We start from the raw sequence: 17,560 nt of genomic DNA on the forward strand, positions 1-17,560 counted from the left end.
TCGCTGGTCGAATATTGGCGCAAATGAACCGGGCAAGCGGGGAGCCCTCTTGCCCGGTTCGCCGTGCGACCCTTTGAGTAGAAATCGCCGCATAATCCCCTTGGTGCGACCCGAAGGGCTTGGGGTTTGACTCCGCAAAGAGAGGTATTGTTTCGGCTACTGGCGGCACGTTTTCGACCTGACGTTTCCTGTAGGTCGCACCGCGCGTGTAGTCTCAACCAAAACATAAAGTGACGTATAGGTATAACATAAGGGGCGGCAGTTGATTGCGAAAGCCTTGCGAGCACGCAATTATCGCCCAAGCTGTTCTCGGGTCGCCGCTTCGGGCTGAAAGCATTGGATTTTTGCGCTCGGACGCCTGCGGGGTTGCAATGGCCGAATACACTTACAAGGCTTTCATCAGTTACAGCTGGGCCGATACCAAATGGGGCAAATGGTTTCAGCAAGCCGTTGAGACCTATCGCACGCCCAAGGCACTGATCGAAAAGCACGCCGGGATGCGCGGAACCTTCTTCGCCGTCTTGCCCTCACTCCATTCACAACCAATATCCACCGCCAGCGAGCCGCAGCTTGACAGCGTGAACATTACCGGAACATAGAGTCTGCATGTCCCTGACCAAAATTTCTGTACGCGGTGCGCGTGAGCACAACCTCAAAGGTATCGATATCGATCTGCCGCGCGATGCGCTGATCGTGGTGACGGGCCTTTCGGGCAGCGGGAAAAGCTCGCTCGCATTCGATACGATCTATGCCGAGGGTCAGCGGCGCTATGTGGAATCGCTCAGCGCCTATGCTCGGCAATTCCTCGAAATGATGCAGAAGCCCGATGTCGAGCATATCGACGGGCTTTCTCCCGCAATCTCGATCGAGCAAAAGACGACGAGCCGCAATCCGCGCTCCACCGTGGCGACGGTGACCGAGATCTACGACTATATGCGGTTGTTGTGGGCGAGGGTGGGCGTGCCTTATTCACCCGCCACGGGAAAACCGATCAGCGCGCAGACCGTCAGCCAGATGGTCGACCGGGTGATAGAATTACCCGCAGGCACGCGGCTCTATCTGCTTGCGCCGGTGGTGCGCGGGCGCAAGGGCGAATACCGCAAGGAGCTAGCCGAATGGCAGAAGGCGGGCTTCACCCGCGTTCGAATCGATGGCGAGATTTACGCGATCGAGGAAGCGCCCGCGCTCGACAAGAAATACAAGCATGATATCGAAGTGGTGGTTGACCGGCTGGCGGTGAAGGCCGGCCTGGAAACCCGCCTCGCGGACAGTTTTGAAACCGCGCTGAAGCTGACCGAAGGGTTGGCCTATGTCGATCTGGCGGATGGCGTTGTGCCGGGGCGCGAGGATGAAGGCGAGACTGGCGGCGCGATGAAGGGTGTGGGCATCCCTGCCAACCGCATCGTGTTTAGCGAGAAATTCGCCTGCCCGGTCAGCGGCTTCACCATCGAGGAGATCGAACCACGCCTGTTCTCATTCAACGCGCCGCAGGGGGCCTGCGCGACGTGCGACGGGATCGGCGAAAAACTGTTATTCGATCCGCAGCTGGTCGTGCCGAACGAAAGCCTGACGTTGAAACAAGGCGCGGTGGTGCCCTGGGCGAAGAGCAATCCCCCGTCACCTTATTACATGCAAGTGCTGACCAGCCTTGCGAAGGCGTATGACTTTGACATCACCACGCCTTGGAACCAGCTGGAGCCGGATCAGCGGATGATCATCCTGCACGGCACGGGCGGCATGCCGGTCGAGCTGACCTTTAAGGACGGGCGCAAGGAATATACCGTGCGCAAGCCGTTCGAAGGCGTGATCGGCAATCTCAACCGCCGATTGCTTCAGACCGAAAGCGCGTGGATGCGCGAGGAGCTGAGCAAGTTCCAGACCGCGCAGCCGTGCGAAAGCTGCCATGGCAAGCGCCTGAATGAGAAAGCGCTGGCGGTGCGCGTCGCGGGCACCGATATTGCCGATCCGGTCAGGATGAGCGTTTCCGATGCCAAGGAATGGTTCCTTGGCCTTGAAGCCAAGCTCAATGAAACGCAGCAACAGATTGCGCGCGCCATCCTGAAGGAAATCAACGAGCGGCTGGGCTTCCTCGACAATGTCGGCCTAGACTACCTCAACCTCGACCGTACATCCGGCACGCTGTCAGGTGGGGAGAGCCAACGTATCCGGCTCGCCAGCCAGATCGGCAGCGGGCTTTCCGGCGTGCTCTACGTACTCGACGAGCCCAGCATCGGCCTGCACCAGCGCGACAATGATCGCCTGCTGGAGACATTGAAGCGGCTGCGCGATCTCGGCAATACCGTGATCGTGGTAGAGCATGACGAAGACGCGATCCGTCAGGCGGATCATATCGTCGATCTGGGCCCCGGCGCGGGTGTGCGCGGCGGCGAAGTGGTGGCGCAAGGCACGCTGAAACAGATCATGAAGGCCAAGAATTCGATGACCGCCGATTATCTGACCGGGCGGCGCGAGATCGCGGTTCCGGCCACGCGGCGCAAGGGCAATGGCCACAAGCTGACGGTGAAGGGCGCGCGGGCGAACAATCTGAAAGACGTCACTGCCAGCATCCCGCTCGGCATATTCACTTGCATCACCGGCGTATCGGGCAGCGGCAAGTCCAGCTTCACGATCGACACGCTCTATGCCGCCGCCGCGCGCACATTGAACGGCGCGCGCGTGATTGCGGGCGCGCATGACAAGGTTACGGGGCTGGAGTTTTGCGACAAGGTGATCGAGATTGACCAGTCGCCGATCGGTCGTACCCCACGGAGCAACCCTGCCACCTACACCGGCGCCTTCACAAATATCCGGGACTGGTTCGCCGGCCTGCCAGAGGCGCAGGCGCGCGGCTACAAACCCGGGCGCTTTTCGTTCAACGTCAAGGGTGGCCGATGCGAGGCCTGCACCGGCGACGGGTTGATCAAGATCGAAATGCACTTCCTTCCCGATGTCTATGTGACGTGCGAGGAATGCGGCGGGCGTCGCTACAATCGTGAAACGCTGGAGGTGAAGTTCAAGGGGCTTTCCATCGCCGACGTGCTCGACATGACGATCGAGGATGCGGAGGAGTTCTTCAAGGCCGTGCCCCCCATCCGCGACAAGATGCATATGCTGAATGAAGTGGGGCTGGGCTACGTCAAAGTGGGCCAGCAAGCGACCACGCTGTCAGGCGGCGAGGCGCAGCGGGTGAAACTGGCGAAGGAACTCAGCAAACGCAGCACCGGGCAAACACTCTACATTCTGGACGAGCCGACCACGGGCCTGCATTTCGAGGATGTGCGCAAGCTCTTGGAAGTGCTGCACAGGCTGGTCGACCAGGGCAATTCGGTGGTGGTGATCGAGCACAATCTGGATGTGATCAAAACCGCGGACCATATCCTCGACCTTGGCCCTGATGGCGGCGTGCGTGGGGGGGAGATCGTGGCGGAGGGGACGCCCGAAGAAGTGGCTCACGAACCGCGCTCTTTCACGGGGCAGTATCTTGCGAACATGCTGGACAAATCGAGGCAGGCGGCGAAATAAACCCCTCTACCAAGGGAGGTGACACATGGAATTGGAAGCGTTCTTTCTGACGGCGGCGGAGATTTCCGTCGTGTTGATCGGGTTTGTTACGATCTTCCTGACCTTCGTGATGAGCGGGCGAGAGATCGGCAAGGCAAACCGGATGCACAGCCGTGCGTTGCTGACCGGGGCCTACCCCTTGCTATTCGTAACCTTCGTGTCGGTCGCGGCCAATGCCTATGGCGCGAGCGAGGCGACCGCACTGCTCAGTTTCCACCTTGCCGGAGGGCTCCAAGCGTCATGATCGGTATCGTGATGACGGGCTTCTATTCGCGGCTGAGCCAGGCCGAAGTCAGGGAAGTCGGCTGGATATACACCTTGGTGTCATTCACACTGGGCTGGGGTGCCGGGGGTTTTTTCTGGGCAGACGCGCTCGGCTATGCGCCCGCGGGCAATGCGGTGGTGGCGGTGATTTTGAGCTTCCTGCTGACGGGAACCGTGCTGTTCAGCTTTGCCGCGCAGTAGATGAAGCTGTTCGACTGGAAGAACTCGCGGGGTGCGGGCGGGGGCGGTTAGCGCCCCGTAGCGGCCATCAGCGCGGCCAGGCCTTCGCTCTCTTCGCTGGTGAGCTCGAGCGGGGCGCCACAGCGCGGATCGGTCTTCTGAAGTGCGCGGATCATCGCGTCATTGATCGGGATCGGGTCACAGCCATTGTCCGTGCTGCAGATCATGTCGAACTCGGGCCGCGCCTTCTCATGGCATTCCAGGCAATTGCCGTCGAACCGGTTGACGACGTCGACATGTCCCCGCTTGCGGATCGCGGTGCCTTCAGGAGAAACTTCGAATTCGAAGAACTCCCAATCCTTGGTGTCCGCATTGAAACCTTTTGCGCGTTTGACCATCGCTTCGCCTGGAACAAGCTGGACGACCGAACCAACCGGAAAGACGCCGCCGTCCTCGGACGACGCAACTGCAACGGTCGCTTCCAGGTCGCCATCAAGGTTGCCGACGAAGAAACGGTCAACCTGGGTCAGATCGCGGATGCAGCCGAAGCTGGCCGCTGTCATGTTCTCGGTCGCTGACGCCGCAGTGTCCGGCGCTTGCTCGGCCGGCTCTGCACAAGCCGAGAGTGTCAGCGCGATGGCGGATACGAAAGCGATGTTTGCGAAGTTGCGTGTCATGGAAACCACCCCCGGTTTGCGAGCCGGAGACTGGGGTGCTGGGGCGCTCAAGTCAAATGCGAAATTGGTGCAAGATCAACTCGCCAACAGTTCTATACGTACTTCGCCCACTCCACGTCGGACCAGGCCGATTTCCTCTGCGGCGGCGCGGCTTAGGTCAATCACGCGATTAGGCGTGAAGGGACCGCGATCATTGATCCTGACGATAATGGATCGGCCGTTGCCGGTATTAGTGACAAGCACCATGCTGCCAAAGGGAAGCGTCTTGTGCGCCGCAGTCATCGCCCGCATGTCAAATCGCTCTCCATTGGCAGTTCTTCGGCCGTGAAAGCGGCGCCCGTAGTAGGAAGCGTGACCGGTGCCGAGATCGCGTACGACATCACCGACGGCTGGCTCTTGTGGCGGTTCGATCTCAGAAATGTCGACGGCGTCGTAAGGATGGTCGTGCGGAGGGAGGGGGATGTCGAACTCGGAAAAGCCATCTTGGAAGCTCTGGTCTTCTTGCTGGGCTTCTGAATATCCGTCCTCGCCCGCATCCTGTCCTACAACCGGCGGCGAAGCTATAGCGAGCAAGCTCACTATGAGGGCGCAGCAAATCCGCGCATGAAGATGGAAAGCCCTCTCCATTCCGGAAGAATAGCCAAGCAGGGTAGCAATATGCAAATTTCCGCTGCGCAAGCCGGCGCTTGGGCGGCTGCATCGAGCGAAAGTTGTGCGAAATCTGCTTCCAGCTGCGTGCCCGGTACGGGAAGAAGTCTGTACTCCAAGAACCAAAAGCAAATGGGGCCGACATTGCTGCCGACCCCACTCTTACCGTCGCGTGGTCTTCTTGTCCGGCGAACCTTTCAAGAAGCGCTTGGCACTCGGTTTCTATCCCCTCCAACGGGTTGGAGGTTCTTTTCACCGACGCTCGCGTCGGCATCCGGTCTCGCCTTTCAACTCAGTCCTACCTGTCCGTGCCGAAGCCTTTTCAAGCGGTGCTGTGTCTTCCAACGCTACCGAGACCATTCCCCCTTCGCGATCACTTCCCTCAAACGGCTGGTTTCTGCCTCAGCTTCCACCTTCCTCGGTCCACAACCAGGTTCCTGGCCTATCCAGTGAATGTGCTTCGCGTTCTTCTCAGGCAACTGCACTTGCTTCCAGTTTGCACCTTCTGCATATCCAGTCTCGAAGTCCGCGTGGAAAAAATCCACTGCGTCGGTTTTTTGAGAAACTCTCGTGAAATCAACTCGTTGGAGCCAAATTTCCGGTTGGGTTTCTCTCCCTTCCGATGTTTCAAGACTGCGCCCTCGCAGTGAGTCGCGCAAGCTTTGCAACCCCGACTTATCCACTTTTCCTCAGATCACCTGTGGACGCGCGTGGATAACTCAACCATTCGTCGAAAATGTGTGTTAGCCTCAGGCGTGATCGCGTTTCGCAAGCAACTTGAGCCGTAAAGCGTTCAGCTTGATGAAGCCTTCAGCGTCTTTTTGATCGTAAGCGCCGGCATCGTCTTCGAAAGTGACGTGCGATTCGGAGTAGAGCGAGTTCGCGCTCTTACGTCCAACTACGCCTGCAACACCTTTGTAGAGCTTCAGGCGAACCCTACCGCTGACTTTCTCCTGACTGTGGTCAATCGCCGCCTGCAGCATTTCGCGTTCAGGGGCGAACCAGAACCCGTTGTAGATCAGCTCTGCATATTTGGGCATCAGCTCATCCTTGAGATGGGCTGCCCCGCGATCAAGCGTGATCTGCTCGATCCCGCGATGTGCGCGGGCATAAATCTCGCCGCCCGGAGTTTCATACATGCCGCGCGACTTCATCCCGACGAAACGGTTCTCGACCAGATCGAGCCGGCCAATGCCGTGCTTGCGACCTAGATCATTCAGCGCGGTCAGCAGCTCGGCAGGCGACATCGCTTCACCGTTTAGCGCCACTCCATCGCCGCGTTCGAAATCGATGGTGATATATTCGGGTGTATCCGGCGCGCCCTCAGGGTTGTCGGTGCGCGAATAGACATAATCCGGCGTCTCTTCCCACGGGTCTTCCAGGACTTTGCCCTCAGACGAGGTGTGGAGCAGGTTCGCATCGGTCGAGAACGGGCTCTCACCGCGCTTGTCTTTAGGCACGACGATCTGGTGCTTCTCCGCCCATTCGATCAGCGCGGTCCGGCTGGTCAGGTCCCACTCGCGCCAAGGCGCAATGACTTTGATGTCGGGGTCAAGCGCATATGCGCTCAGCTCGAAACGAACCTGATCATTGCCTTTGCCGGTTGCACCATGCGCTATCGCATCAGCGCCTGTCTCATGCGCAATTTCGACCAATCGTTTAGAGATCAGAGGTCGCGCAATGGAGGTGCCCAGCAGATAGTCGCCTTCATAGCGTGCATTGGCGCGCATCATCGGGAATACGAAATCGCGAACGAATTCCTCGCGCAGATCTTCGATATAGATGTGCTTGTCCGGAATGCCCATCGCACGCGCCTTGGTACGGGCAGGCTCGATCTCTTCACCTTGGCCGAGGTCGGCGGTGAATGTCACCACTTCGCAGCCGCGCTCTACCTCTAGCCATTTCGCGATGACCGAGGTGTCGAGACCTCCGGAATAGGCGAGAACAACACGTTTGATATCTGGCATTCTTGGAAACCTCTTTTCAATCGCCGCGCGGCTAGCAGGAGCAAGGGGAAGGGGCAATGAAGAAGCGTGTTGCAAGGGTGTAGTCGAGCTTCGTGCGCTGCGAAAAATCATGGGAAATGAGTTAGAAGGTACTATCTAACGACTTCAGAGGCGGGAGAAGCAGTGATGGCTAGTATGTGGGTAAACGCGCGCGAAATGGCGCAAATGGCGCCGCCAGAGCGCAATCGCTGGGTCGACTTCCTGCGCGCGCTGTCAATCCTGGCGGTGGTTTTCGGGCACTGGCTGGTTGCCGCTCCCTACATCGATTCTAGCGGAGCGGTGCAGGGTGGGCATTTGTTGGGAATCTTGTCGTGGAGCCAATGGCTGACATGAGGCTTTCAGGTCATGCCGATTTTCTTCCTCGAGGGTGGCTATTCCAACGGGGTCAGCTGGCGCGCGCAATTGCGCAAGGCGGAGGCTGGGCAAACGGGTGTTTATCGAGACTGGTTCGCGAGCCGCGTGCAGCGGTTGATTACCCCGGTCTTTCCGGTGCTGTTGCTGTGGGCAGTGCTCGCCTTCGGGATGACCATAGCGGGGATGGACCGAGCCAATGTGGCAATGGCAACCCAGCTCGCGCTGGTGCCAGTGTGGTTTCTGGCGGTCTATCTGCTGGTGGCAGCTATTACGCCGCTAAGCCTGAAATTGTTCCTCGGGTCTTTCCGCAATCACAATGGATTCCACGAGGATGTGACGGTGGGCATTGGCCAGTGGCTGGCCGCCGAAATGAAACCGAAATGGCTGCGTATCGGCGGCTATCGGTATCCGCGCGGAGGCATTTAGCCGGATGTGCGGCTATCGGCAGTGGCGCTGGTACCTCGCGAGGTCTTCGTAAAGATCAACGGAGAGAGACATTTTGAGACATCGGTGTTTAATTACCAGGCTGGACTTAAAAATCTAGTAACAATAAATATTTCTGCCAGACTGAAATAGCTTGGAAAACACTGTCAGTATTCAAATTGGCCAGCGGGACAGCGGTACATGGTCCACTGATCTTCACCATAAGTATTGTCGTAATAGGTCAGTTTATTGGGATCGTCACTCAATTCAACTATAAGGTCCAAATAGAGGTCCTCTCCTTCGGCTCCGCATTCCAAGGTTCCATCAAAACCCAGCTCTGTAACTTTATCGTCAGGGACAGCGCAGCCCCACTCGTACCCACTCCAGTACCAGTTGCCTTCTCCAGAGTATTCTTCGTATTTGAAAAATATGGATGTGTCAGATTGCATTTGATTTTTAGAGCATTGCTCTAGATTGCTATTCCACTCACCGGTCAGACGCTGCCGAATATCGTTAGGTGAGGCTTCTGTAGAACCTTGTGGGGCTTTTTGTTCCTGCTGGGCAGTCTTGGGATTACCAGTCTTTTTCTCAATAACTGTTTTGAGCCTATCGAAAATGCTGGTCTGTGCCTGAAGTGCTCCAAGGCCACCAAAAGCCGATAGTGCGGCCAAGATTACGAAAGATTTGCGCATAAATTCTCACCAAAGGTTCTCTGCAAATAACTAGCTTCTCCAGAAAGCGACACCTTGAAAGTTTCAGCAATGATATCAAGGGCGGTTGAGAGAGTTAGTGTCCGCCGCAGAGTAGCGCGGAAAGGGTGAATGGCAACCGGTTTTGTTTCCCGTCGTTTGTTACCCCATTTGTTACCCCGCGGGGAAAAATCAGCTGAGACGCGGACCAAAAAGACCGTTAAGTTATTGAAAGGTATGGTGCCGGCTGCAAGATTCGAACTCGCGGCCTGATGATTACAAATCAACTGCTCTACCAACTGAGCTAAGCCGGCACTTTTCTGTTCGCCGTTTGCCTGCCAACACCTGGCAATCCGAAACGGAAGCGGTCCCCTAGGCGAAAGTTATTCGGGCCTCAAGTGGGAACTGACATAGCATAGAAAAATTCTAAAGAGCACCAAAGGTCCACCCTTCGGTGCGCGCAATTTCCGGTGTTAAGCCCTTTGGGGCCCAATAGGCTGGATCCGGGCCGATCTTGCGGAGCCACGCCGCGGTCACCAGAGCGTCCGAAGAATGGTCGTCGATAGGGCCGGTTCCGGCCACAGGAGGCGAGCCCAATTGCGCGAGTGCCACGTTCAAATCTTCGAAACTGCGAAGTTTGGTCCTGGCGCCGCCGATACCTCCGCCCCGCGCAGCGATAGATGTGTACATCTCGACAACAACAGGGCCGCTATCGGGCAGCGGATCGATCGGCCAGACCGCGACGGCATCGCGCAATTGGTGCAGCATTCGCATGCCGGTCAGAGATGATTTGCCGACCTGCGCGGCGCCAACAAGGTTGAAATTGCTGACCGGGCGCACACCTTGCTCGCGCTGAGCCAGTTCGGCGCATCGAAAGCGACCTTGCCTAGTGGGAGCGTCGGCCAAGTGAAAATGCTGTCCGAGATGTTCTTTGGAATGGCGGAAATATTCGCTTAGTTGAGGATGCGAGACAAAACTGCCGCACTCCAAATTCGGGTCATCAGAGCAAACCTGGTCGATCAGCGCCCAAAGCGATTTTGCATCCTTGGGGCTGTCATTCCAATGCGGAAAGAATGCGCCTGCGTCCTGAAACGGAAGCGAAATGCCTAAATCCATCCCTACCAGTGTGTCGCGCGGAATATCATCGCGCAGGATGGCGAGCACTTCTTTGCGCGCCCAGCCTCCTCTTGGTGGCTCAACCAGCACCGGCGCACTGCCCGTGCCTTCTGCCAGTGACAGGGCAATACCCTTCTGTCGCGCGCCTTTCGCGCCCGACCAGTCAATCGCGAGATAATGTGTGAAGTCACGCATCTTTGCGTTCGGCTCGCAGCTTTTCCCAATAGGCGATCCGCTCTTTCACCTTGCGCTCAAAGCCGCGCTCTACCGGCGTGTAATAAGTCTGAGGCTCCATCTCTTTCGGCCAGTAATTGTCGCCAGAGAAGCCTTCTTCGGTATCGTGATCATAGGCATAGCCTTTGCCATAGCCGACATCCTTCATCAGCTTTGTCGGAGCATTCAGGATGTTCTGGGGCGGCAGCAGACTGCCGGTTTCCCTCGCGCTCTTCCAAGCTGATTTCTGGGCAGCATAGGCAGTATTCGATTTGGGGGCGGTCGCCAGATAGAGGCAGGCCTGCACAATCGCGAGCTCGCCTTCGGGTGAGCCAAGAAATTCATACGCATCCTTGGCAGCGAGGCACTGAATGAGGGCTTGAGGGTCGGCCAGCCCGACATCTTCGCTCGCAAAGCGTACCAGTCGGCGCAATACGTAGAGCGGCTCTTCACCGGCCACTAACATTCGCGCCATGTAATATAGTGCGGCCTGTGGATCGCTGCCCCGAAGCGACTTATGCAGCGCCGAGATCAGATTGTAGTGTCCGTCGCGATCCTTGTCATAGACAGACACTCGCCGCTGCAGGAAGGTGCCAAGCCCGGCGGGATCGAGCGGGGTATTGATCTGCGCATTATAAAGCGTTTCGGCCTGATTGAGCAGAAACCGCCCGTCACCGTCGGCGCTGCCAATCAGGGCGTCACGCGCGGCATCATCAAGGGGGAGGGGGCCTTCCAGCTCTTCCGCGCGCGCAAGCAGTTTTTCCAGAGCAGCCGCGTCCAGGCGATTGAGGATCAGAACCTGCGCACGGCTAAGCAGAGCTGCGTTGAGTTCAAAGCTCGGATTTTCGGTTGTTGCGCCGACCAGCGTCACCGTTCCGCGCTCGACAAAGGGAAGGAAACCGTCCTGCTGCGCGCGGTTGAAGCGATGGATCTCGTCCACGAACAACAGTGTTTTTTGGCCAACGCCCGCCATCTTGTCCGCTTCGGCAAAGGCTTTCTTGAGGTCCGCCACCCCTGAAAAAACCGCGCTTACAGAGATAAACCGCATGCCCACTGCATCCGCCAGCAGACGCGCAGTGCTGGTCTTGCCCGTGCCAGGCGGCCCCCACAACACCATGCTCGACAGCTTGCCTGCCGCGACCATGCGGCCGATTGCCCCTTGCGGTCCGGTCAGATGTTCCTGCCCGATGACTTCGTCCAATGTCCGTGGGCGCAAGCGGTCGGCCAGCGGTGCGTCCTCACGCGGAGCGGCGCTGGCTTTTGCTTGCTGTGAAGGGTCATTGCCAAACAGATCTGCCATTGGTCGAGTGCCATAAGCCGTTCATCGCTCAAAGCCAAAGTCCTCTTGCAAAACGGCCTCTAAGATACATCTTTGAGCTATCAAAGATACTCAGGAGTTAAATGAATGACTTGGAATAGATCTGGGCGCGGTGGTTGGAGCAATCTGGGGCCGATGATCGCAATGGCAATGGCTTCCGCCGCAAATGAGTGGGAAGACGAGTTCAAAAGCTCACGTCACCGCCGCAAGTCGCGCGATTGGCAAGACGGTGCGCGCCGCAACAAACGTCGAGGGCGGATGTTCGGCACAGGAGAGCTACGCTTGGCCTTGCTGGCGCTCATCAACGAAGAGCCGCGTCACGGCTATGAGCTGATCAAAGCGATCGAAGAGATGACCGGAGGTGCTTATGCGCCAAGTCCTGGCGCAGTCTACCCGACGCTGCAAATGCTGGAAGAAGAAGGCCAGATCAAACAGTCCAAGCCCAAGAAGAAGGGCAAGCCTGCTGATGAGGAAACGAGCGGCAAGAAGCCTTTCGAAGTTACAACATCGGGTGCGGCTGAACTCGAAGACCGTGCAGATGAAGTCGAGGAATTGATGGGCCGCATCAATGAACACGGCGATCGCGCAGAGAAGGTGAAAGAAAAATCACCTGACCTGTTTCGCGCAATGGGGAATCTTGCCTCTGTACTGAAAAATCGCGCAAGGGCCGGCAAGCTCGACAAGGATACGGTTGATCAGATCGTTGATATTATTGATGAAGTTGCCAAGCGCATCGAGCGGATGTGATCGGCTTGCGTAGGCAATGGCTTAACGCATTTGCCATCGCGCCAAGCGCGCAATAATCTTTCCTTCATCGATCCGGCACCAGACCGGACTGGAGGGGAGAATTTTCATGAGTGAAGCAACGAAAGCGCCGTGGCACCTATGGGCTGTCGGGATTGTGGCTCTGCTTTGGAATGCTGTTGGCATTTTCAGTTACATGATGACGCATCTGGGAAAGCTGGAAGACCTTGGCATGACGCCAGATCAGATAGCTTTCTTTGATTCATTCGCGGCCTGGTCCAATGCGCTTTGGGCTATGGGAGTCTGGGGCGCATTTTTCGGATCAATCCTGTTGCTCTTGCGCTCGCGTTGGGCAGTGACATCAATCGCCATTTCTGTGGTCGGCCTGGTTGGTACAACGATCTATCAGAACTTCATGATCGAGGTGCCGGCGGAGTTGCAAAGTCTGCCGCTAAACCTGACTATTTGGGCCACCACACTGTTTATGCTTTGGTATGCCCGCAAGATGCAGTCCGAAGGCATATTGGACTGACCTGAACTAGGCTGAATCCAACGCCGCCTTGATCTTCGCCTCGTCTTCGGCGCGCAATTCCTCGCGCGCGGTGACGAGGCGGATATAGGTGTCGGCCACCACCTGATTGATGGCATCCCAGCTATATTCGCGCGATTTGCGTTCACCGGCTGCACCATGCGCGTGGCGGTGCGCATCATCAGTGCAATAAGGCGCGATAGCTTCTGCAAAAGCGGCGGCATCACCGGGCGGTACAAGCTGCCCGGTCTCTTCTGGCGTAACGAGCGAAGACGCACCAGTCGCGCCAGCGGCAACCACCGGCAGTCCGCTAGCCATGGCTTCCAGCGTCACATTGCCGAATGTCTCGGTTATTGACGGGTTGAAGAAAATGTCACCGCTTGCGAGCGCGCGGCCCAGGTCAGCGCCGGTCTGGAATCCGGCGAAAATGCCCCCGGGCAGGGCTTGCTTGAACCAATCCTTCGCCGGGCCATCGCCAATGACGAGAACCTTGTGTGGGACCTGCCTTTTGCGCAGCTCGATGATTGTGTCCGCGAACACATCAAGCCCTTTTTCCATGACCAAGCGGCCCAGAAAAACGATGGCAACGTCATCATCTTCCAGCCCGAGCGAACGACGCCACTCCATGTCGCGTTTGCTGGGGTCAAAGATCGTTCGATCTACCCCGCGCGACCAGATCGTGATGTCATCATGCATGTCTTGCTCAATCAGCGTGTCGACCATGCTTTGCGATGGAGCCACCAGCGCGTCACAACGATTGTAGAACCGGCGCAAAATCCACTCGATGGTGGGCTCAAGAAATGCGAGTCCATAATAGCGCGGATAGGTTTCGAAGCGCGTGTGAACCGATGAAAGCACGGGCAAATCGTATTCTTGTGCCCATCGTAACGCGGCATGACCCGTTGGATCAGGAGACGAAATATGGGCGACATTTGGCTCAAATTTCACCAGATCGTCTTTAGCCTTCCGGCTTAGTCCGGTGGGTAAGCGGTATTCACCGCGCCCCTTCACCGGCATCCGGACATTGGGCACGCCAACCAGATCACCTGTAGGCTCAAAATCCGGGTTTGCCACCTTAGGCGCGTAGACACGCACAGACGCTCCCTGACGGAGCAAATACTCCACCAAACGGTTCAAAGCCTGGTTCGCGCCGTCACGCGTGTAGTTGTAATTGCCACTGAAAAGGGCAATGCGAAGTTCGCTGGTGTGCATATTCTAAGTCGGCATATAGCACAGCATTGCGAATGAAAAGCGGCGCGCAATCAACTTGCGCGCCGCCTCCACCGATCTCATGATCGGAAGTAGGGTTTTGCTTTAGCTGTCAGAGCCTGACGAAAGGCCTTTCAGCGCACCCATCACCATATCGTACAAGCGACGTGTGATTAGCGATGCGGACATACCAGCGGCGGCAACAGCAAGGTTGCTGAAGATTGCGGTCAAATATTCCCCAATTGCCGGAATCGCGCCAAGCACTGCACCAACCGCAGGCAGAACAAGAACTGCCAAATACATACGAATGGCACCGTCCTGATCAGCGGCAATGCCGCCAATGATTCCCAGAACGAGTATGATCAATCCGACTTCCAGGCCCGGAATGGATACAAACCCACCAACAATTGCTAGCACCACTGCCAAACCAGCTGCCAGTCCCCCAACTTTTTCCATATATTCTCTCCCAATCTCTCCCCCATGGAGAGCAGACAAGATAGCCGAAGTTTCGTTTCCAGTGAAACTTTCATGCTGCGCGGTAAAATATTGATAAAAAAATTGAAAATGAAGATTTCCACGAGTTTTTTAACAGGCTGCGACGCTCTATGCTGCGGCAAGAGGCGCTTTTCCAGCGACGAGTCGTGACGTGAATAGCTTTGCACAGCCCGCCAGCATCGCTTGACATGTTGCGGCGCAAAACTAATGCGATCCGTGGGCCACGCGGTCCCAACGCCGCGCGAGCTCTCTGTAAGGAGAGAATACATGACTAGCATACCCAGCGAACCGGCACTGAAGCCGGCGCGCCCACAATTTTCTTCCGGTCCCACGGTTAAGTTCCCGGGCTGGTCCCTAGATAAGCTGAAGACAGAATCGCTCGGTCGCTCGCACCGCTCGGCGACAGGCAAGGCGCGTCTCAAATACGCGATCGATCTGTCCAAAGAGATGCTGGGCGTGCCAGAGGACTATCTCGTTGGCATCATGCCGGCTTCTGATACTGGCGCGCTGGAATGCGCGATGTGGACGATGCTGGGGCAGGGCCCCGCAACCGTCGCGGCATGGGAAAGCTTCGGCAATGTCTGGATTCAGGATGCGGTCAAACAGCTCAAGCTAAAGGACTTGCAAGTCCTTGATGCCGACTATGGCGAAATTCCCGATCTGAACCAGATTCCGCAAGATAATGACGTTGTCTTCACCTGGAACGGTACGACTTCGGGCGCGAAGATACCGAACACGGATTGGCTCGCTCCAGGCCGTGCTGGTGTGACCATCAATGACGCCACCAGCGCAGTGTTTGCGCAGGAAATGGATTGGGCAAAGCTCGATGCCACGACCTATAGCTGGCAAAAAGTGATGGGTTCAGAGGCGCAACACGGCATGCTGATCCTTTCACCCAAGGCGGTCGAGCGGATCGAAAGCTATGATCCCGAGTGGCCGCTTCCCAAGTTGTTTCGCCTTAAGAAGGGTGACAAGATCAATCGCGGCATCTTTGAAGGTGCAACGATCAACACGCCATCTTTGCTCGCGACTGAAGACTATATCGCGGCGCTGGAATGGGCGCAGTCGATCGGCGGTCGCAAGGCTATGTTCGAACGGGCCGATGCAAACGCAAAGATCGTCACCGATTGGATCGAGGCGACGCCTTGGTTGCGCAATATGGTCAGCGATCCGGCGCAGCGCACCAATACCGGTGTGTGCTTTGTTTTTCAGGGCGAATGGTACGAAGGCCGTTCTGCAGAAGATCAGGCTGCCGTGCCAAAGACAATCGCAAAGATGCTGGAAGAGCGCAACGTGGGCTATGACTTTAACGGTTATCGAGATGCCCCGCCAAGCTTGCGCATCTGGTGTGGTGGCACGGTTGAGCAGGAAGACCTGAAGCGTCTGCTGCCCTGGATCGAATGGGCATACGAGACCGTTAAGTCTGGCATCTGATGTGAGTTCCTGCGGAAGCAGGAACCCTGCGCCAACTCGAACAAACCGAAATTCTGGGCTCCTGTTTTCGCAAGAGCACGTAAAGGATCAGTAACATGACCAAACCTAAAGTACTCATCTCTGACAAGATGGACCCGAATGCCGCGCGTATATTCGAAGAACGTGGCTGCGAAGTGGATGTGATCACCGATCACACGCCTGAACAATTGGCCGAGATCATCGGCCAGTACGATGGGCTCGCGATCCGTTCGTCGACCACTGTGACAAAAGAAATCCTGGATGCGGCCACTAATCTGAAGGTGATTGGCCGTGCAGGTATCGGTGTCGACAATGTCGATATCCCCTACGCCTCTGGCAAAGGTGTAGTCGTCATGAACACACCGTTCGGCAACTCGATCACCACTGCTGAACACGCGATTGCGATGATCATGGCGCTGGCGCGCCAGATCCCGGCGGCGAACACCCGTACGCAAGCCGGCGAATGGCCCAAGAAAGACTTCATGGGCATCGAGGTGACCGGCAAGACGCTCGGCCTGATTGGTGCGGGCAATATCGGTTCGATCGTGGCGAGCCGCGCACAAGGCCTCAAGATGAAAGTGATCGCTTACGACCCATTTCTGACCGAAGAGCGCGCGATCGAGCTCGGTATCGAGAAGGTCGATCTGGACACGCTGCTTGGCCGCGCTGATTTTGTCAGCCTGCACACCCCGTTGACCGACCAGACGCGCAATATCTTGAGCCGCGAACGGCTCGAGAATGCAAAGCCCGGCATCCGCATCGTCAATTGCGCACGTGGAGGGTTGATCGATGAAGCAGCGCTGAAGGATTGCCTGGAAAGCGGCCAGGTTGCAGCAGCTGCGCTAGACGTGTTTGAATCCGAGCCCGCAACGGACAACCCGCTGTTCGGTGCGCCGAACTTTATCTGCACGCCGCATCTGGGCGCGTCGACGACAGAGGCACAGGTGAACGTAGCGCTACAGGTTGCTGAACAGATCAGCGATTATCTGGTCAATGGCGGCGTTACCAATGCGCTCAACATGCCTTCGCTTAGTGCCGAAGAGGCGCCGAAACTAAAGCCGTACATGGGCCTTGCGGAGGCGCTTGGTTCGCTTGTTGGACAACTCGCGCACGGCAATCTCGAAAAGGTCAGTATCGAGCGCGAAGGCGCGGCTGCCGAGCTTAACGGCAAACCCATCACGGGTGCGGTCCTGGCGGGCTTTATGCGCCGCTATTCAGACACGGTGAACATGGTCAACGCGCCATATCTCGCGAAGGAACGCGGGCTCGAGGTCAGCGAAGTGCGCCAGTCGCGCGAAGGGGCGTTTAACACGCTGATCCGTGTGACGGTTCAGACTGCCGAGGGACCACGTTCCGTGGCCGGAACACTGTTTGGAAACGACGCCCCACGGCTGGTGGAAATCTTCGGAATCGGTATCGAAGCCGAGCTGAGCGGTCACATGCTTTATGTTGTCAATGATGACAAACCGGGCTTCATCGGCCGTATCGGCACATTGCTTGGTTCGCATGATATCAATATCGGAACCTTCAACCTCGGGCGTCGCGAAGCCGGCGGCGAAGCCGTGCTGCTTCTCAGTCTCGATCAGAAGATCCCTGACGATGTGATCGCTCAGGCAACTGAGATCGAAGGTGTGAAACTGGTCAAAGCGCTGGAATTCTGATCGCGGATAGGGCAAGCGCCC

19 protein-coding genes and 1 tRNA gene are annotated in these 17,560 nt (G+C 57.1%); 10 read left to right on the plus strand and 10 right to left on the minus strand.

The annotated features are described in order from the left end of the window. Window positions 1-371: 371 nt before the first annotated feature. From QQX03_RS05765 to QQX03_RS05780, 4 genes are read left to right on the plus strand one after another with little or no spacing between them, the layout of a single operon-like run. Complete coding sequence (locus tag QQX03_RS05765) at window positions 372-599, plus strand: hypothetical protein (RefSeq protein WP_285976908.1); 228 nt, start codon at window positions 372-374, stop codon at window positions 597-599. A gap of 7 nt (window positions 600-606) precedes the next feature. After that, entirely contained in the window at window positions 607-3,522 is a 2,916-nt protein-coding gene (gene uvrA, locus QQX03_RS05770) for an excinuclease ABC subunit UvrA (protein WP_285976909.1), read from the plus strand. Between the two features lie 25 nt (window positions 3,523-3,547). Further along, the gene (locus QQX03_RS05775) at window positions 3,548-3,805 is read left to right on the plus strand and encodes a hypothetical protein (protein WP_285976910.1); all 258 of its coding nucleotides are present in this window, start codon (window positions 3,548-3,550) and stop codon (window positions 3,803-3,805) included. Beyond that, entirely contained in the window at window positions 3,802-4,026 is a 225-nt protein-coding gene (locus tag QQX03_RS05780) for a hypothetical protein (RefSeq protein ID WP_285976911.1), read from the plus strand. The genes QQX03_RS05775 and QQX03_RS05780 overlap by 4 nt, the downstream gene beginning before the upstream one ends. A gap of 47 nt (window positions 4,027-4,073) precedes the next feature. On the opposite strand, the gene QQX03_RS05785 is transcribed toward QQX03_RS05780, so the two are convergent. The 4 genes from QQX03_RS05785 to QQX03_RS05800 all read right to left on the minus strand — a co-directional run bounded on the left by QQX03_RS05785 (window position 4,074) and on the right by QQX03_RS05800 (window position 7,297). Then, a complete protein-coding gene (locus QQX03_RS05785) occupies window positions 4,074-4,682 on the minus strand; it encodes a hypothetical protein (protein WP_285976912.1) in 609 nt (202 codons plus the stop codon). Window positions 4,683-4,757: 75 nt separating this feature from the next. After that, window positions 4,758-5,261, minus strand: coding sequence for a septal ring lytic transglycosylase RlpA family protein (locus QQX03_RS05790; protein WP_285976913.1), 504 nt, complete (start codon window positions 5,259-5,261; stop codon window positions 4,758-4,760). A 416-nt stretch (window positions 5,262-5,677) separates the two neighbouring features. Next, on the minus strand, window positions 5,678-5,875 hold the full coding sequence (locus QQX03_RS05795; protein WP_285976914.1) for a hypothetical protein: 198 nt from the start codon (window positions 5,873-5,875) through the stop codon (window positions 5,678-5,680). 204 nt (window positions 5,876-6,079) lie between these two features. After that, window positions 6,080-7,297, minus strand: coding sequence for an argininosuccinate synthase (locus tag QQX03_RS05800; protein ID WP_285976915.1), 1,218 nt, complete (start codon window positions 7,295-7,297; stop codon window positions 6,080-6,082). A 165-nt stretch (window positions 7,298-7,462) separates the two neighbouring features. On the opposite strand from QQX03_RS05800, the gene QQX03_RS05805 reads away from it, so the two are divergent. Both QQX03_RS05805 and QQX03_RS05810 read left to right on the plus strand, forming a co-directional pair. Continuing rightward, window positions 7,463-7,669 carry a hypothetical protein gene (locus tag QQX03_RS05805; RefSeq protein WP_285974829.1) on the plus strand — a complete coding sequence of 69 codons (207 nt, stop codon included), beginning with the start codon at window positions 7,463-7,465 and terminating at the stop codon, window positions 7,667-7,669. 12 nt (window positions 7,670-7,681) lie between these two features. After that, window positions 7,682-8,116 carry a tunnelling fold family protein gene (locus QQX03_RS05810; protein WP_285974830.1) on the plus strand — a complete coding sequence of 145 codons (435 nt, stop codon included), beginning with the start codon at window positions 7,682-7,684 and terminating at the stop codon, window positions 8,114-8,116. Window positions 8,117-8,280: 164 nt separating this feature from the next. Here QQX03_RS05810 and QQX03_RS05815 read toward each other — a convergent pair whose 3' ends face one another. From QQX03_RS05815 to QQX03_RS05830, 4 genes are all read right to left on the minus strand, one after another. Continuing rightward, window positions 8,281-8,805 carry a hypothetical protein gene (locus tag QQX03_RS05815; protein ID WP_285974831.1) on the minus strand — a complete coding sequence of 175 codons (525 nt, stop codon included), beginning with the start codon at window positions 8,803-8,805 and terminating at the stop codon, window positions 8,281-8,283. A 235-nt stretch (window positions 8,806-9,040) separates the two neighbouring features. Continuing rightward, window positions 9,041-9,116 (minus strand) — tRNA-Thr (locus QQX03_RS05820). Between the two features lie 112 nt (window positions 9,117-9,228). Further along, window positions 9,229-10,113: a hypothetical protein gene (locus QQX03_RS05825; protein WP_285974832.1), complete on the minus strand. Its 885-nt coding sequence runs from the start codon at window positions 10,111-10,113 to the stop codon at window positions 9,229-9,231. Continuing rightward, window positions 10,106-11,431 (minus strand): replication-associated recombination protein A, encoded by a 1,326-nt coding sequence (locus tag QQX03_RS05830; RefSeq protein ID WP_285974833.1) that lies wholly within the window; start codon window positions 11,429-11,431, stop codon window positions 10,106-10,108. Before QQX03_RS05830 ends, QQX03_RS05825 begins: the two co-directional genes overlap by 8 nt. Before the next feature lie 105 nt (window positions 11,432-11,536). On the opposite strand from QQX03_RS05830, the gene QQX03_RS05835 reads away from it, so the two are divergent. Both QQX03_RS05835 and QQX03_RS05840 read left to right on the plus strand, forming a co-directional pair. Further along, a complete protein-coding gene (locus QQX03_RS05835) occupies window positions 11,537-12,196 on the plus strand; it encodes a PadR family transcriptional regulator (RefSeq protein ID WP_285974834.1) in 660 nt (219 codons plus the stop codon). Window positions 12,197-12,302: 106 nt separating this feature from the next. Continuing rightward, window positions 12,303-12,725 (plus strand): hypothetical protein, encoded by a 423-nt coding sequence (locus QQX03_RS05840; RefSeq protein WP_285974835.1) that lies wholly within the window; start codon window positions 12,303-12,305, stop codon window positions 12,723-12,725. Between the two features lie 6 nt (window positions 12,726-12,731). Here the strand turns inward: QQX03_RS05840 and QQX03_RS05845 are convergent, their stop codons facing one another. Both QQX03_RS05845 and QQX03_RS05850 read right to left on the minus strand, forming a co-directional pair. Next, window positions 12,732-13,934 carry a glycosyltransferase family 4 protein gene (locus QQX03_RS05845; protein ID WP_285974836.1) on the minus strand — a complete coding sequence of 401 codons (1,203 nt, stop codon included), beginning with the start codon at window positions 13,932-13,934 and terminating at the stop codon, window positions 12,732-12,734. Between the two features lie 102 nt (window positions 13,935-14,036). Beyond that, window positions 14,037-14,387 carry a hypothetical protein gene (locus QQX03_RS05850; protein WP_285974837.1) on the minus strand — a complete coding sequence of 117 codons (351 nt, stop codon included), beginning with the start codon at window positions 14,385-14,387 and terminating at the stop codon, window positions 14,037-14,039. Window positions 14,388-14,693: 306 nt separating this feature from the next. On the opposite strand from QQX03_RS05850, the gene QQX03_RS05855 reads away from it, so the two are divergent. Beyond that, window positions 14,694-15,860 (plus strand): phosphoserine transaminase, encoded by a 1,167-nt coding sequence (locus QQX03_RS05855; protein WP_285974838.1) that lies wholly within the window; start codon window positions 14,694-14,696, stop codon window positions 15,858-15,860. Between the two features lie 95 nt (window positions 15,861-15,955). Continuing rightward, a complete protein-coding gene (gene serA, locus QQX03_RS05860) occupies window positions 15,956-17,539 on the plus strand; it encodes a phosphoglycerate dehydrogenase (RefSeq protein ID WP_285974839.1) in 1,584 nt (527 codons plus the stop codon). Window positions 17,540-17,560 lie beyond the last annotated feature (21 nt).

The organism is Altererythrobacter rubellus, from assembly GCF_030284385.1.
Taxonomy (GTDB): Bacteria; Pseudomonadota; Alphaproteobacteria; order Sphingomonadales; family Sphingomonadaceae; genus Erythrobacter; species Erythrobacter rubellus.